Annotated in this window: 24 protein-coding genes; all 24 read left to right on the top strand. The window is 65.9% G+C overall.

Going from position 1 to position 12994, the window contains the following annotated elements:
• Positions 1-7 precede the first annotated feature (7 nt).
• The 24 genes from rplC (at position 8) to infA (ending at position 12987) form a co-directional block, all read left to right on the top strand.
• Complete coding sequence (gene rplC, locus ACHFIV_RS02130) at positions 8-652, top strand: 50S ribosomal protein L3 (RefSeq protein WP_014154591.1); 645 nt, start codon at positions 8-10, stop codon at positions 650-652.
• A gap of 4 nt (positions 653-656) precedes the next feature.
• Complete coding sequence (gene rplD, locus ACHFIV_RS02135) at positions 657-1307, top strand: 50S ribosomal protein L4 (protein WP_033297600.1); 651 nt, start codon at positions 657-659, stop codon at positions 1305-1307.
• On the top strand, positions 1307-1630 hold the full coding sequence (gene rplW / locus ACHFIV_RS02140; RefSeq protein WP_014154589.1) for a 50S ribosomal protein L23: 324 nt from the start codon (positions 1307-1309) through the stop codon (positions 1628-1630). Before rplD ends, rplW begins: the two co-directional genes overlap by 1 nt.
• Positions 1631-1669: 39 nt before the next feature.
• On the top strand, positions 1670-2506 hold the full coding sequence (gene rplB / locus ACHFIV_RS02145) for a 50S ribosomal protein L2 (protein ID WP_033297601.1): 837 nt from the start codon (positions 1670-1672) through the stop codon (positions 2504-2506).
• 12 nt (positions 2507-2518) lie between these two features.
• Positions 2519-2800 (top strand): 30S ribosomal protein S19, encoded by a 282-nt coding sequence (rpsS, locus tag ACHFIV_RS02150; RefSeq protein ID WP_003966956.1) that lies wholly within the window; start codon positions 2519-2521, stop codon positions 2798-2800.
• A gap of 43 nt (positions 2801-2843) precedes the next feature.
• Positions 2844-3191, top strand: coding sequence for a 50S ribosomal protein L22 (gene rplV, locus ACHFIV_RS02155; protein ID WP_056552397.1), 348 nt, complete (start codon positions 2844-2846; stop codon positions 3189-3191).
• Positions 3191-4027 (top strand): 30S ribosomal protein S3, encoded by an 837-nt coding sequence (rpsC, locus tag ACHFIV_RS02160; RefSeq protein WP_014047784.1) that lies wholly within the window; start codon positions 3191-3193, stop codon positions 4025-4027. The genes rplV and rpsC overlap by 1 nt, the downstream gene beginning before the upstream one ends.
• Before the next feature lie 5 nt (positions 4028-4032).
• Positions 4033-4452 carry a 50S ribosomal protein L16 gene (gene rplP, locus ACHFIV_RS02165; protein ID WP_014154587.1) on the top strand — a complete coding sequence of 140 codons (420 nt, stop codon included), beginning with the start codon at positions 4033-4035 and terminating at the stop codon, positions 4450-4452.
• On the top strand, positions 4452-4676 hold the full coding sequence (gene rpmC / locus ACHFIV_RS02170) for a 50S ribosomal protein L29 (RefSeq protein ID WP_033297602.1): 225 nt from the start codon (positions 4452-4454) through the stop codon (positions 4674-4676). The genes rplP and rpmC overlap by 1 nt, the downstream gene beginning before the upstream one ends.
• Entirely contained in the window at positions 4676-4960 is a 285-nt protein-coding gene (gene rpsQ / locus ACHFIV_RS02175) for a 30S ribosomal protein S17 (protein ID WP_033297603.1), read from the top strand. Before rpmC ends, rpsQ begins: the two co-directional genes overlap by 1 nt.
• A 100-nt stretch (positions 4961-5060) precedes the next feature.
• Positions 5061-5429: a 50S ribosomal protein L14 gene (gene rplN, locus ACHFIV_RS02180; RefSeq protein ID WP_203181991.1), complete on the top strand. Its 369-nt coding sequence runs from the start codon at positions 5061-5063 to the stop codon at positions 5427-5429.
• 2 nt (positions 5430-5431) lie between these two features.
• Positions 5432-5755: a 50S ribosomal protein L24 gene (gene rplX, locus ACHFIV_RS02185; protein ID WP_014047788.1), complete on the top strand. Its 324-nt coding sequence runs from the start codon at positions 5432-5434 to the stop codon at positions 5753-5755.
• A complete protein-coding gene (gene rplE / locus ACHFIV_RS02190) occupies positions 5755-6312 on the top strand; it encodes a 50S ribosomal protein L5 (protein WP_033297605.1) in 558 nt (185 codons plus the stop codon). The genes rplX and rplE overlap by 1 nt, the downstream gene beginning before the upstream one ends.
• Positions 6313-6314: 2 nt before the next feature.
• Entirely contained in the window at positions 6315-6500 is a 186-nt protein-coding gene (locus ACHFIV_RS02195) for a type Z 30S ribosomal protein S14 (protein ID WP_003948630.1), read from the top strand.
• 223 nt (positions 6501-6723) lie between these two features.
• Positions 6724-7122 carry a 30S ribosomal protein S8 gene (rpsH, locus tag ACHFIV_RS02200; RefSeq protein ID WP_028439249.1) on the top strand — a complete coding sequence of 133 codons (399 nt, stop codon included), beginning with the start codon at positions 6724-6726 and terminating at the stop codon, positions 7120-7122.
• A 21-nt stretch (positions 7123-7143) separates the two neighbouring features.
• Positions 7144-7683, top strand: coding sequence for a 50S ribosomal protein L6 (gene rplF, locus ACHFIV_RS02205; RefSeq protein ID WP_033297606.1), 540 nt, complete (start codon positions 7144-7146; stop codon positions 7681-7683).
• A 2-nt stretch (positions 7684-7685) separates the two neighbouring features.
• On the top strand, positions 7686-8069 hold the full coding sequence (rplR, locus tag ACHFIV_RS02210; protein ID WP_033297607.1) for a 50S ribosomal protein L18: 384 nt from the start codon (positions 7686-7688) through the stop codon (positions 8067-8069).
• 47 nt (positions 8070-8116) lie between these two features.
• A complete protein-coding gene (gene rpsE / locus ACHFIV_RS02215; RefSeq protein ID WP_014047793.1) occupies positions 8117-8719 on the top strand; it encodes a 30S ribosomal protein S5 in 603 nt (200 codons plus the stop codon).
• Complete coding sequence (gene rpmD, locus ACHFIV_RS02220; RefSeq protein ID WP_003966943.1) at positions 8719-8901, top strand: 50S ribosomal protein L30; 183 nt, start codon at positions 8719-8721, stop codon at positions 8899-8901. Before rpsE ends, rpmD begins: the two co-directional genes overlap by 1 nt.
• A gap of 1 nt (position 8902) precedes the next feature.
• Positions 8903-9358: a 50S ribosomal protein L15 gene (gene rplO, locus ACHFIV_RS02225; RefSeq protein WP_014047794.1), complete on the top strand. Its 456-nt coding sequence runs from the start codon at positions 8903-8905 to the stop codon at positions 9356-9358.
• 224 nt (positions 9359-9582) lie between these two features.
• Positions 9583-10902: a preprotein translocase subunit SecY gene (gene secY, locus ACHFIV_RS02230; protein WP_145804043.1), complete on the top strand. Its 1320-nt coding sequence runs from the start codon at positions 9583-9585 to the stop codon at positions 10900-10902.
• On the top strand, positions 10902-11561 hold the full coding sequence (locus tag ACHFIV_RS02235) for an adenylate kinase (RefSeq protein WP_398962652.1): 660 nt from the start codon (positions 10902-10904) through the stop codon (positions 11559-11561). Before secY ends, ACHFIV_RS02235 begins: the two co-directional genes overlap by 1 nt.
• 118 nt (positions 11562-11679) lie before the next feature.
• The gene (gene map / locus ACHFIV_RS02240) at positions 11680-12516 is read left to right on the top strand and encodes a type I methionyl aminopeptidase (protein WP_398962655.1); all 837 of its coding nucleotides are present in this window, start codon (positions 11680-11682) and stop codon (positions 12514-12516) included.
• Between the two features lie 249 nt (positions 12517-12765).
• Entirely contained in the window at positions 12766-12987 is a 222-nt protein-coding gene (gene infA / locus ACHFIV_RS02245; protein WP_003956442.1) for a translation initiation factor IF-1, read from the top strand.
• Positions 12988-12994: the final 7 nt, after the last annotated feature.

A 12994-nucleotide genomic window follows, 5' to 3' on the forward strand; every position in this document is an offset into this window, starting at 1 on the left:
GGCCGAGATGAGCAAGAACATCAAGGGCGTCCTGGGCGAGAAGCTCGGCATGACCCAGGTCTGGGACGAGAACAACCGGGTTGTCCCGGTGACCGTCGTCAAGGCCGGTCCGTGCGTCGTGACGCAGGTCCGTACGAACGACAGCGACGGCTACGAGTCGGTCCAGATCGCCTTCGGCGAGATCGACCCGCGCAAGGTGAACAAGCCCCTCAAGGGCCACTTCGCCAAGGCCGACGTGACCCCGCGCCGCCACCTGGTGGAGCTCCGCACCCCTGACGCCAGCGAGTACACGCTGGGCCAGGAGGTCACTGCCGAGGTGTTCGAGTCCGGCGTCAAGGTCGACGTCACGGGCAAGAGCAAGGGCAAGGGCTTCGCCGGTGTCATGAAGCGTCACAACTTCAAGGGCCTCGGCGCCGGCCACGGCGTCCAGCGCAAGCACCGTTCCCCCGGTTCGATCGGTGGCTGCGCCACCCCTGGGCGTGTCTTCAAGGGCATGCGCATGGCCGGTCGGATGGGTAACGAGCGCGTCACCACCCAGAACCTGACCATCCACGCGGTTGACGCGGAGAAGGGTCTGCTGCTCATCAAGGGCGCGGTCCCCGGTCCGAACGGCGGCCTCGTCCTGGTCCGTACCGCGGCCAAGGGGGCTTGAGGTAATGAGCACCATTGACATCCTTTCGCCGGCAGGCGACAAGGCCGGTACCGTCGAGCTCCCCGCGGAGATCTTCGACGCGAAGACCAGCGTTCCGCTGATCCACCAGGTCGTCGTCGCTCAGCTGGCAGCTGCCCGTCAGGGCACGCACAAGACCAAGACCCGCGGCGAGGTCCGTGGTGGTGGGCGCAAGCCGTACCGCCAGAAGGGCACCGGCCGCGCGCGCCAGGGTTCGACCCGCGCGCCGCAGTTCGCCGGCGGTGGCGTCGTCCACGGCCCGCAGCCGCGTGACTACTCGCAGCGCACCCCGAAGAAGATGAAGGCCGCCGCCCTCCGCGGTGCCCTCTCGGACCGGGCGCGTCACTCCCGCATCCACGTCGTCACCGGCGTGGTCGAGGGCGGGATCTCCACCAAGGCCGCCAAGACGCTGCTCGGCAAGATCTCGGAGCGCAGCAACCTGCTCCTGGTCGTCGACCGCGCCGACGAGGCCGCGTGGCTGTCCGCGCGCAACCTGCCCCAGGTGCACATCCTGGAGCCGGGCCAGCTGAACACGTACGACGTGATCGTCTCTGACGACGTGGTCTTCACCCAGGCCGCTTTCGAGTCCTTCGTGTCTGGCCCCCAGACCGCTGAGACCGAAGGGAGCGCCGCCTGATGAGTGAGGCGACCGTTACCAGCAAGACCTACTCGGACCCGCGCGACGTTCTCGTCAAGCCGGTTGTCTCCGAGAAGAGCTACGCGCTGCTCGACGAGAACAAGTACACGTTCATCGTCGCGCCCGGCTCCAACAAGACCCAGATCAAGCAGGCCGTGGAAGCGGTCTTCTCGGTCAAGGTCACCGGGGTCAACACGATCAACCGGCAGGGTAAGCGCAAGCGCACCAAGACCGGTTTCGGCAAGCGCGCCGACACGAAGCGCGCCATCGTGACCCTCGCCGAGGGCGACCGTATCGACATCTTCGGCGGCCCGACCTCCTGACGGAGGTCGAGTCGTCCGGAATCGGACGAGGACTGAGAAATGGGTATCCGCAAGTACAAGCCGACGACCCCGGGCCGTCGTGGCTCCAGCGTCGCCGACTTTGTCGAGATCACGCGGTCCACGCCGGAGAAGTCGCTGGTCCGCCCCCTGCACAGCAAGGGCGGCCGTAACAACGCCGGTCGTGTGACCGTTCGCCACCAGGGCGGTGGCCACAAGCGCGCCTACCGAGTGATCGACTTCCGTCGTCACGACAAGGACGGCGTGCCGGCCAAGGTCGCGCACATCGAGTACGACCCGAACCGCACCGCGCGCATCGCGCTGCTGCACTACGCGGACGGCGAGAAGCGCTACATCATCGCCCCCCGTGGTCTGTCGCAGGGTGACCGTGTCGAGAACGGTCCGACCGCAGACATCAAGCCGGGCAACAACCTGGCGCTGCGCAACATCCCGGTCGGTACGACCCTCCACGCCATCGAGCTGCGGCCCGGCGGCGGCGCGAAGTTCGCCCGTTCCGCGGGTGCCTCCGTGCAGCTGCTGGCGAAGGAGGGCACGATGGCCCACCTTCGTATGCCGTCCGGTGAGATCCGGCTGGTCGACGCCCGCTGCCGCGCCACGATCGGCGAGGTCGGCAACGCCGAGCAGTCGAACATCAACTGGGGCAAGGCCGGCCGTATGCGCTGGAAGGGCGTTCGCCCGACCGTCCGCGGTGTCGCGATGAACCCGGTTGACCACCCGCACGGTGGTGGTGAAGGCAAGACCTCCGGTGGACGTCACCCGGTCTCGCCGTGGGGTCAGAAGGAGGGTCGTACTCGCTCGCCGAAGAAGGCATCGAGCAAGTACATCGTCCGCCGCCGCAAGACGAACAAGAAGCGCTAGGAGCGGGTTTAGATGCCGCGCAGTCTCAAGAAGGGGCCCTTCGTCGACGGCCACCTCATCAAGAAGGTGGACGTACAGAACGAGGCAGGCACCAAGAACGTCATCAAGACCTGGTCCCGTCGCTCGATGATCGTCCCGGCCATGCTGGGTCACACCATCGCGGTGCACAACGGCAAGATCCACGTCCCGGTGTTCGTCACCGAGTCGATGGTCGGCCACAAGCTCGGCGAGTTCTCGCCGACTCGCACCTTCCGCGGCCACGTCAAGGACGACCGGAAGTCGAAGCGCCGCTAACCGCGGGGTGGAAACGACTATGACTTACACCGAAGGGACAACCATGGAAGCCAGGGCCCAGGCGCGGTACATCCGCGTCACGCCCATGAAGGCCCGCCGCGTGGTGGACCTCATCCGTGGCATGGATGCCACGGAGGCTCAGGCGGTCCTGCGTTTCGCCCCGCAGGCCGCGAGCGTGCCGGTTGGCAAGGTGCTGGACAGCGCCATCGCCAACGCTGCACACAACTACGACCACACCGACGCCTCTTCGCTGGTCATCAGCGAGGCGTTCGTGGACGAGGGCCCGACCCTGAAGCGGTTCCGTCCGCGTGCTCAGGGCCGTGCCTACCGGATCCGTAAGCGGACCAGCCACATCACCGTGGTCGTCAGCAGCAAGGAAGGAACCCGGTAATGGGCCAGAAGGTAAACCCGCACGGGTTCCGGCTCGGCATTACCACGGACTTCAAGTCCCGTTGGTACGCCGACAAGCTGTACAAGGACTACGTCAAGGAAGACGTCGCCATTCGTCGCATGATGACGAAGGGCATGGAGCGGGCCGGCATCTCCAAGGTGGAGATCGAGCGCACCCGCGACCGCGTCCGCGTCGACATCCACACCGCCCGCCCGGGCATCGTCATCGGCCGCCGTGGCGCCGAGGCCGACCGCATCCGTGGCGAGCTGGAGAAGCTGACCGGCAAGCAGGTCCAGCTGAACATCCTCGAGGTCAAGAACCCCGAGGTGGACGCTCAGCTGGTGGCCCAGGCCGTCGCCGAGCAGCTCTCCTCCCGCGTCTCCTTCCGTCGTGCCATGCGTAAGAGCATGCAGAGCACGATGAAGGCCGGCGCCAAGGGCATCAAGATCCAGTGCGGTGGCCGCCTCGGCGGCGCCGAGATGTCCCGCTCGGAGTTCTACCGCGAGGGCCGCGTGCCCCTGCACACGCTCCGTGCGAACGTCGACTACGGCTTCTTCGAGGCCAAGACGACCTTCGGCCGCATCGGCGTGAAGGTCTGGATCTACAAGGGCGACGTCAAGAACATCGCCGAGGTCCGCGCCGAGAACGCAGCGGCTCGCGCCGGCAACCGTCCGGCCCGTGGCGGCGCTGACCGCCCGGCCGGCCGTGGTGGCCGTGGTGGCGAGCGCGGCGGTCGCGGCCGCAAGCCGCAGCAGTCCGCGCCGGCAGCGGAGGCCCCCAAGGCCGACGCTCCCGCCGCAGCTGCTCCGGCTGAGAGCACCGGAACGGAGGCCTGACCGAAATGCTGATCCCCCGTAGGGTCAAGCACCGCAAGCAGCACCACCCGAAGCGCAGCGGTATGTCCAAGGGTGGCACGCAGGTTGCGTTCGGCGAGTACGGCATCCAGGCGCTGTCCCCGGCGTACGTGACGAACCGCCAGATCGAGGCAGCTCGTATCGCGATGACCCGCCACATCAAGCGTGGCGGCAAGGTCTGGATCAACATCTACCCGGACCGCCCCCTGACGAAGAAGCCCGCCGAGACCCGCATGGGTTCCGGTAAGGGTTCTCCCGAGTGGTGGATCGCGAACGTCAAGCCCGGTCGGGTGATGTTCGAGCTGTCCTACCCGAACGAGAAGATTGCTCGTGAGGCGCTCACCCGCGCTGCTCACAAGCTTCCGATGAAGTGCCGGATCGTTCGGCGCGAGGCAGGTGAGTCGTGATGTCGGCCGGTACCAAGGCGTCCGAGCTGCGCGAGCTGGGCGGCGAGGAGCTTCTCAACAAGCTCCGCGAGGCCAAGGAAGAGCTGTTCAACCTCCGCTTCCAGGCGGCGACGGGGCAGCTCGAGAACCACGGTCGGCTCAAGTCCGTCCGTAAGGACATCGCCCGGATCTACACCCTGATGCGCGAGCGCGAGCTGGGCATCGAGACGGTGGAGAGCGTCTGATGAGCGAGAGCACTGTGACTGAGACCAAGACCGACCGCGGCTTCCGCAAGACCCGTGAGGGTCTGGTCGTCAGCGACAAGATGGACAAGACCGTCGTCGTCGCTGTCGAGGACCGCGTCAAGCACGCGCTGTACGGCAAGGTCATCCGCCGTACGAACAAGCTCAAGGCCCACGACGAGCAGAACGCCGCAGGCGTCGGCGACCGCGTCCTCATCATGGAGACGCGTCCGCTGTCTGCGACGAAGCGCTGGCGCATCGTCGAGATCCTCGAGAAGGCCAAGTAATCCCTGAGGGGGTCTCCCCTCAGGCCAGTTCCGCCAGGCTCGGCAGGGGCTCCCGCAACGGAGCCCCTGCCGGGAACCGGCAGACGATCAGGAGATAGACGTGATCCAGCAGGAGTCGCGACTGCGTGTCGCCGACAACACGGGTGCGAAGGAAATTCTCACCATCCGTGTTCTCGGTGGCTCGGGTCGCCGCTACGCGGGCATCGGTGACGTCATCGTCGCCACCGTCAAGGACGCGATCCCCGGTGGCAACGTGAAGAAGGGTGACGTCGTCAAGGCCGTCATCGTTCGCACCGTCAAGGAGCGTCGTCGCCCGGATGGCTCGTACATCCGCTTCGACGAGAACGCTGCCGTCATCCTCAAGGGCGACGGCGACCCCCGCGGCACCCGTATCTTCGGCCCCGTGGGCCGAGAGCTGCGCGAGAAGAAGTTCATGAAGATCATCTCGCTCGCGCCGGAGGTGCTGTAAGCATGAAGATCAAGAAGGGCGACCTGGTTCAGGTCATCACCGGTAAGGACAAGGGCAAGCAGGGCAAGGTCATCGTCGCCTTCCCCGCCCAGGACCGTGTCCTCGTCGAGGGTGTCAACCGGGTCAAGAAGCACACCAAGGCCGGTCAGACGGCTCGCGGCTCGCAGACCGGTGGCATTGTCACCACCGAGGCCCCGATCCACGTCAGCAACGTACAGCTGGTCGTGGAGAAGGACGGCAACAAGGTCGTCACCCGCGTCGGCTACCGCTTTGACGACGAGGGCAAGAAGATCCGCGTTGCCAAGCGGACCGGTGAGGACATCTGATGACTGCCACCACTGCGCCGCGTCTCAAGACGCGCTACCGCGAGGAAATCGCCGGCAAGCTGCGTGAGGAGTTCTCCTACGAGAACGTCATGCAGATCCCCGGTCTGGTCAAGATCGTGGTCAACATGGGTGTGGGCGACGCCGCCCGCGACTCCAAGCTGATCGACGGTGCCGTCAAGGACCTCACCACGATCACGGGCCAGAAGCCGGCCGTCACCAAGGCCCGCAAGTCGATCGCGCAGTTCAAGCTGCGCGAGGGGCAGCCGATCGGCTGCCACGTCACCCTCCGTGGTGACCGCATGTGGGAGTTCCTGGACCGTACGCTGTCGCTCGCGCTTCCGCGTATCCGTGACTTCCGTGGCCTGTCGCCGAAGCAGTTCGACGGCCGTGGCAACTACACCTTCGGTCTCACGGAGCAGGTCATGTTCCACGAGATCGACCAGGACAAGATCGACCGGGTCCGGGGCATGGACATCACCGTGGTCACCACGGCGACCAACGACGACGAGGGTCGTGCCCTGCTTCGTCACCTCGGCTTCCCGTTCAAGGAGAACTGACCGTGGCGAAGAAGGCTCTGATCGCTAAGGCCGCCCGTAAGCCGAAGTTCGGCGTGCGCGGGTACACCCGCTGCCAGCGCTGCGGCCGGCCCCACTCCGTCTACCGCAAGTTCGGCCTGTGCCGCGTGTGCCTTCGTGAGATGGCTCACCGTGGCGAGCTGCCGGGCGTGACCAAGAGCTCCTGGTAATTCTTCCTCGCCCTTCGGGCGTTGGGAGGACCAGAAAGCTCTCGGTAAGTATCCGGTCGGCAGGAGCCCCGCTCTTCATGCCGTAGGCTTGAAGGGTTGGGCGCCTGCCGCCCTGACCGACTTACTACGCCGTAGGTCCCCGCACCGCACCCGTCCCGCCACTGAGTGGGGAGAGGGATGGCGCATACAGGAAACCCCGGCGAGAGAGGCCGAAGGCCAACTCATGACCATGACTGATCCCATCGCAGACATGCTCACGCGTCTGCGTAACGCGAACTCGGCGTATCACGACGATGTCGCGATGCCGCACAGCAAGATCAAGTCGCACATCGCGGAGATTCTCCAGCAGGAGGGTTTCATCACCGGCTGGAAGGTCGAGGACGCCGAGGTCGGTAAGAACCTCGTCCTCGAGCTGAAGTTCGGACCGAACCGCGAGCGTTCGATTGCCGGCATCAAGCGCATCTCGAAGCCGGGTCTGCGTGTCTACGCAAAGTCCACCAATCTGCCGAAGGTTCTCGGCGGCCTGGGCGTGGCGATCATCTCCACGTCCCACGGTCTCCTGACCGGCCAGCAGGCCAGCAAGAAGGGCGTAGGTGGGGAAGTCCTCGCCTACGTCTGGTAGTCGGGAACGGAGGAATAGCTCATGTCGCGAATCGGCAAGCTCCCCATCCAGGTTCCCGCCGGTGTGGACGTCACCATCGATGGCCGCACGGTCGCGGTGAAGGGCCCCAAGGGTTCCCTCTCGCACACCGTCGCAGCGCCGATCGAGGTCACCAAGGGTGAGGACGGCGTGCTCAACGTCGTCCGCCCGAACGACGAGCGTCAGAACAAGGCCCTCCACGGCCTGTCCCGCACGCTGGTGGCGAACATGATCACCGGCGTGACCACGGGATACAGCAAGGCGCTCGAGATCAGCGGTGTCGGTTACCGCGTCCAGGCGAAGGGCTCCAACCTGGAGTTCGCCCTGGGCTACAGCCACCCGATCCTCATCGAGGCTCCGGAAGGCATCACCTTCAAGGTCGAGTCGCCCACGAAGCTCAGCGTCGAGGGCATCGACAAGCAGAAGGTCGGCGAGGTAGCCGCCAACATCCGCAAGCTGCGGAAGCCCGACCCGTACAAGGCCAAGGGCGTCAAGTACGCGGGCGAGGTCATCCGCCGCAAGGTCGGAAAGGCTGGTAAGTAGCCATGGCATACGGTGTGAAGATCGCCAAGGGCGACGCGTACAAGCGTGCCGCTCTCAAGCGGCGCCACATCCGCGTCCGCAAGCACATCTCCGGTTCGCCGGAGCGTCCCCGCTTGGTCGTGACGCGTTCCAACCGCCACATCGTGGCCCAGGTCATCGACGACATCGCGGGCCACACGCTCGCGTCGGCGTCGACCCTGGACACCTCGATCCGTGGTGCGGAGGGTGACAAGAGCGCCCAGGCCAAGCAGGTCGGCGCCCTGGTCGCCGAGCGTGCCAAGGCTGCAGGCGTCGAGGCCGTCGTGTTTGACCGCGGTGGTAACCAGTACGCCGGGCGGATTGCCGCTCTGGCTGACGCCGCCCGTGAAGCCGGGCTGAAGTTCTAAGCCCCGGTTCCAACGCACAGCGGACGTAACAGAGAGAGGTAAATCCAATGGCTGGACCCCAGCGCCGCGGAAGCGGTGCCGGTGGCGGCGAGCGGCGGGACCGGAAGGGCCGTGACGGTGGCGCAGCCGCCGAGAAGACCGCGTACGTCGAGCGCGTCGTCGCGATCAACCGCGTCGCCAAGGTAGTGAAGGGTGGTCGTCGCTTCAGCTTCACCGCGCTGGTCGTGGTGGGCGATGGTGACGGCACCGTCGGTGTCGGATACGGCAAGGCCAAGGAAGTTCCCGCGGCCATCGCCAAGGGCGTCGAAGAGGCCAAGAAGAGCTTCTTCAAGGTCCCGCGTATCCAGGGCACCATCCCTCACCCGATCCAGGGCGAGAAGGCTGCGGGCGTCGTCCTGCTCAAGCCTGCTTCCCCCGGTACCGGTGTGATCGCGGGTGGCCCGGTGCGCGCCGTCCTGGAGTGCGCCGGCGTCCACGACATCCTGTCGAAGTCGCTCGGTTCGTCGAACCCGATCAACATCGTGCACGCGACCGTGGCGGCCCTCCAGGGCCTGCAGCGTCCCGAGGAGATCGCGGCTCGCCGTGGTCTGCCCCTCGAGGACGTCGCCCCCGCGGCTCTGCTTCGTGCGCGTGCGGGAGCGGGTGCGTAATGGCTCGCCTCAAGATCACGCAGACGAAGTCGTACATCGGCAGCAAGCAGAACCACCGCGACACCCTGCGTTCGCTCGGGCTCAAGCGCCTGAACGACTCGGTTGTCAAGGAGGACCGCCCCGAGTTCCGCGGAATGGTTCACACCGTCCGCCACCTCGTGACGGTTGAGGAGGTTGACTGACATGGCGGAGAACAGCCCGCTGAAGGCCCACAACCTCCGGCCTGCCCCGGGCGCCAAGACCGCCAAGACCCGTGTGGGTCGTGGTGAGGCGTCCAAGGGTAAGACCGCAGGCCGTGGTACCAAGGGTACGAAGGCTCGTTACCAGGTTCCGGAGCGCTTCGAGGGTGGCCAGATGCCCCTCCACATGCGTCTCCCGAAGCTCAAGGGCTTCAAGAACCCGTTCCGCACGGAGTACCAGGTCGTGAACCTGGACAAGCTCGCGACGCTCTACCCCGAGGGTGGAGAGGTCACGGTGGCCGACCTGGTCGCCAAGGGCGCCGTGCGCAACAACCACCTCGTCAAGGTCCTCGGACAGGGCGAGATCTCCGTGGCGCTGCAGGTTTCGGTTGACGCCGTCTCCGGCTCCGCCAAGGAGAAGATCGCCGCTGCCGGCGGCACCGTCACCGAACTCGTCTGAGACAACTCGGACAGGACTGTGGCCTGAACACCCGACCGGGGATGCCTCTCATTTGGGGCATCCCCGGTTGGTCGTTCCTAGGGGGGCATGTCCGCCGGTAAGGTGGCGTGCATTGTTGCTGTGGTAAGTCCTGGGCAAGCGCCCGGGGTCCTTTGGCTGTTACGTAACCGTCGATCCTCAAGACCGTCACCTCACGCTTTTGCGCGGGGGTCGCAGGAGGCACCGTGCTCACCGCGTTCGCCCGGGCGTTCAAGACGCCCGACCTGCGCAAGAAGCTGCTCTTCACGCTCGGCATCATCGTGCTCTACCGTCTCGGGGCGCACATTCCCGTACCGGGGGTGAGCTACGAGAACGTCCAGATTTGTGTTGATCAGGCCAGCAAGGGCAACAACAGCCTGTTCGGTCTGGTGAACATGTTCAGCGGTGGTGCACTGCTGCAGATCACGATCTTCGCGCTCGGAATCATGCCGTACATCACGGCCAGCATCATTCTCCAGCTGCTGACCGTCGTCATCCCCCGCCTCGAAGCCCTCAAGAAGGAGGGGCAGTCGGGCACGGCCAAGATCACGCAGTACACGCGTTATCTGACCGTCGCGCTCGCCATCCTCCAGGGCACCGGACTGGTGGCGACCGCCCGCAGCGGCGCGCTGTTCAGCGGCTGCCCCGTCGCCGACCAGATCGTCCCGAACCAGTCGATCTTCACGACGATCGTCATGGTGATCACCATGACCGCGGGAACCGCCGCCGTCATGTGGCTCGGTGAGCTCATCACCGACCGCGGCATCGGGAACGGCATGTCGATCCTGATGTTCATCTCGATCGCGGCCAGCTTCCCGGGCGCCCTGTGGGCCATCAAGCAGAGCGGCAAGCTCGCCGACGGCTGGATCGAGTTCATCACGGTCATCCTCATCGGCTTCGTGATGGTCGGCCTCGTCGTCTTCGTCGAGCAGGCCCAGCGCCGGGTGCCCGTGCAGTACGCGAAGCGGATGATCGGGCGCCGGTCCTACGGCGGTACGTCCACATACATCCCGCTGAAGGTGAACCAGGCGGGTGTGATTCCCGTCATCTTCGCTTCTTCGCTGCTCTACATCCCTGCTCTAATCGTTCAGTTCTCCAACTCCACCGCGGGCTGGGCGACCTGGATTCAGGACCACTTCGTCAAGGGCGACCACCCGTACTACATCGCGACGTACTTCCTGTTGATCGTGTTCTTCGCATTCTTCTATGTGGCGATCTCGTTCAACCCCGAGGAAGTCGCCGACAACATGAAGAAGTATGGTGGCTTCATCCCGGGTATCCGGGCAGGTCGACCTACTGCCGAGTATCTGAGCTACGTGCTCAACCGGATCACTTGGCCGGGCTCGCTGTACCTGGGTCTGATCGCTCTGGTGCCGACGATGGCGTTGGCAGGCTTCGGTGGCGCTAACCAGAACTTCCCGTTCGGCGGGACGAGCATCCTGATCATCGTGGGTGTGGGTCTGGAGACCGTGAAGCAGATCGAGAGTCAGCTCCAGCAGCGCAATTACGAAGGGTTCCTCCGCTGATGCGAATCGTCCTCGTCGGGCCGCCCGGTGCCGGCAAGGGAACGCAGGCTGCGTTCCTTGCCAAGAATCTTTCGATTCCGCACATCTCCACGGGCGACCTCTTCCGCGCCAACATCAGCCAGGGCACCGACCTTGGCAAGCAGGCCCGCTCCTTCATGGACGCGGGACAGCTGGTGCCGGACGAAGTCACCAACGCCATGGCCGAGGACCGCATGTCGCAGGCGGACGCCGAGAACGGCTTCCTGCTGGACGGCTTCCCGCGCAACGTGGGCCAGGCCGTCGCGCTCGACGAGATGCTCCGCGTCAAGGGCGTCGAGCTGGACGCGGTCCTCGATCTGGAGGTCCCCGAGGACGAGGTGGTCAAGCGCATCGCCGGCCGCCGCATCTGCCGTAACGACAGCGCGCACGTCTTCCACGTGACGTACAACCCGCCGGAGACCGCGGGCGTCTGCGACGCCTGCGGCGGCGAGCTGTACCAGCGGGACGACGACACCGAGGAGACGGTCCGTACCCGCCTCGAGGTCTACCACACGCAGACCGAGCCGATCATCGACTACTACCGGTCCCAGGGCCTGGTCGTGACGATCTCCGCGCTCGGCAAGGTCACCGAGGTGACCGAGCGGGCCATGGAGGCCCTCAAGAAGTCCGACGAGGGCTGAGCCCTCCGTTCCACCGCAGCCGGCCGCGGCGCCCTCGGGCGCCGCGGCCGACTGTTTGCGCCGTATCGTGGAGTACGGCCGTCGACCGTTCCCTCCGCAGGCAGAAAGGCGCCCAGCAATGGTGCAGATCAAGACCCCCGAGCAGATCGCGAAGATGCGCGAGGCGGGCCTCGTGGTCGCTGCCATTCACGCCGCCACGCGCGAGGCGGCAGTCCCCGGCGCCACCACGAAGGACCTGGACGAGGTCGCCCGCAAGGTGATCGCCGACCACGGCGCGAAGTCGAACTTCCTGGGCTACGGCGGATTCCCCGCGACCATCTGCACCTCGGTCAACGAGGTCGTGGTGCACGGCATCCCGGACGAGAAGACGGTCCTCAAGGACGGCGACATCATCTCCATCGACGCCGGGGCGATCGTCGACGGGTGGCACGGAGACGCGGCGTACACCGCCTTCGTCGGCACCGGTCACGCGCCCGAGGTCGTGGAGCTCTCCCGGGTGACCGAGGAGTCGATGTGGGCCGGCATCGCGGCGATGAAGGTGAACAACCGGCTCGTGGACATCTCCAAGGCCATCGAGTCCTACATCCGCCGCCAGCCCCGCCCGGCCACCGGCAAGTACGGGATCATCGAGGACTACGGCGGCCACGGCATCGGCACCGAGATGCACATGGACCCGCACCTGCTGAACTACGTCTCGCGCAAGCGTGGCAAGGGGATCAAGCTGGTCCCCGGCGTCTGCCTGGCCATCGAGCCCATGGTCTCGCTGGGCACGGCACAGACCAAGGTCCTGTCCGACGAGTGGACGGTGCTCACGACCGACGGCACCTGGTCCTCGCACTGGGAGCACTCGATCGCCCTCACGGAGCAGGGACCGCTGGTCCTGACCTCTCCGGACTGCGGCCGGGCGAAGCTCGCCCAGTACGGCGTCGAGGCGGCGCCGGACCCGCTGGGCTGAGGAGCCCCGCCGCCGGACGCCCGTGCCGGCCCCTGGGGGCCGCGTGGGGGAGCCGGCCCGGGCCGGTACGCCGGCCCGGCGCAGGACCGCCCGGCTGATCCGTGTCTAAGGATCAGAGTAAGTGGGCAAACTTGACGGATTCGTCTTTTGGAGTCCGCTGACGTAGACTGACTCGTCGGCTCTCGTGCATCCGTGTGTCTTCATGCGGCGACGGGAGTCGATCAAGGTAGCCGATTCGAAAGGCGAAGCGTGGCCAAGAAGCAAGGTGCCATCGAAATTGAGGGCACCGTGATCGAGTCCCTCCCGAACGCCATGTTCAAGGTGGAACTCCAGAACGGTCACAAAGTCCTCGCGCACATCAGCGGCAAGATGCGGATGCACTACATCCGCATCCTCCCGGATGACCGGGTCGTCGTGGAGCTGTCTCCGTACGACCTGACGCGTGGCCGGATCGTCTACCGGTACAAGTAGATCTTGC

Source organism: Streptomyces sp. ALB3 (genome assembly GCF_044385685.1).
Taxonomy (GTDB): domain Bacteria; phylum Actinomycetota; class Actinomycetes; order Streptomycetales; family Streptomycetaceae; genus Streptomyces.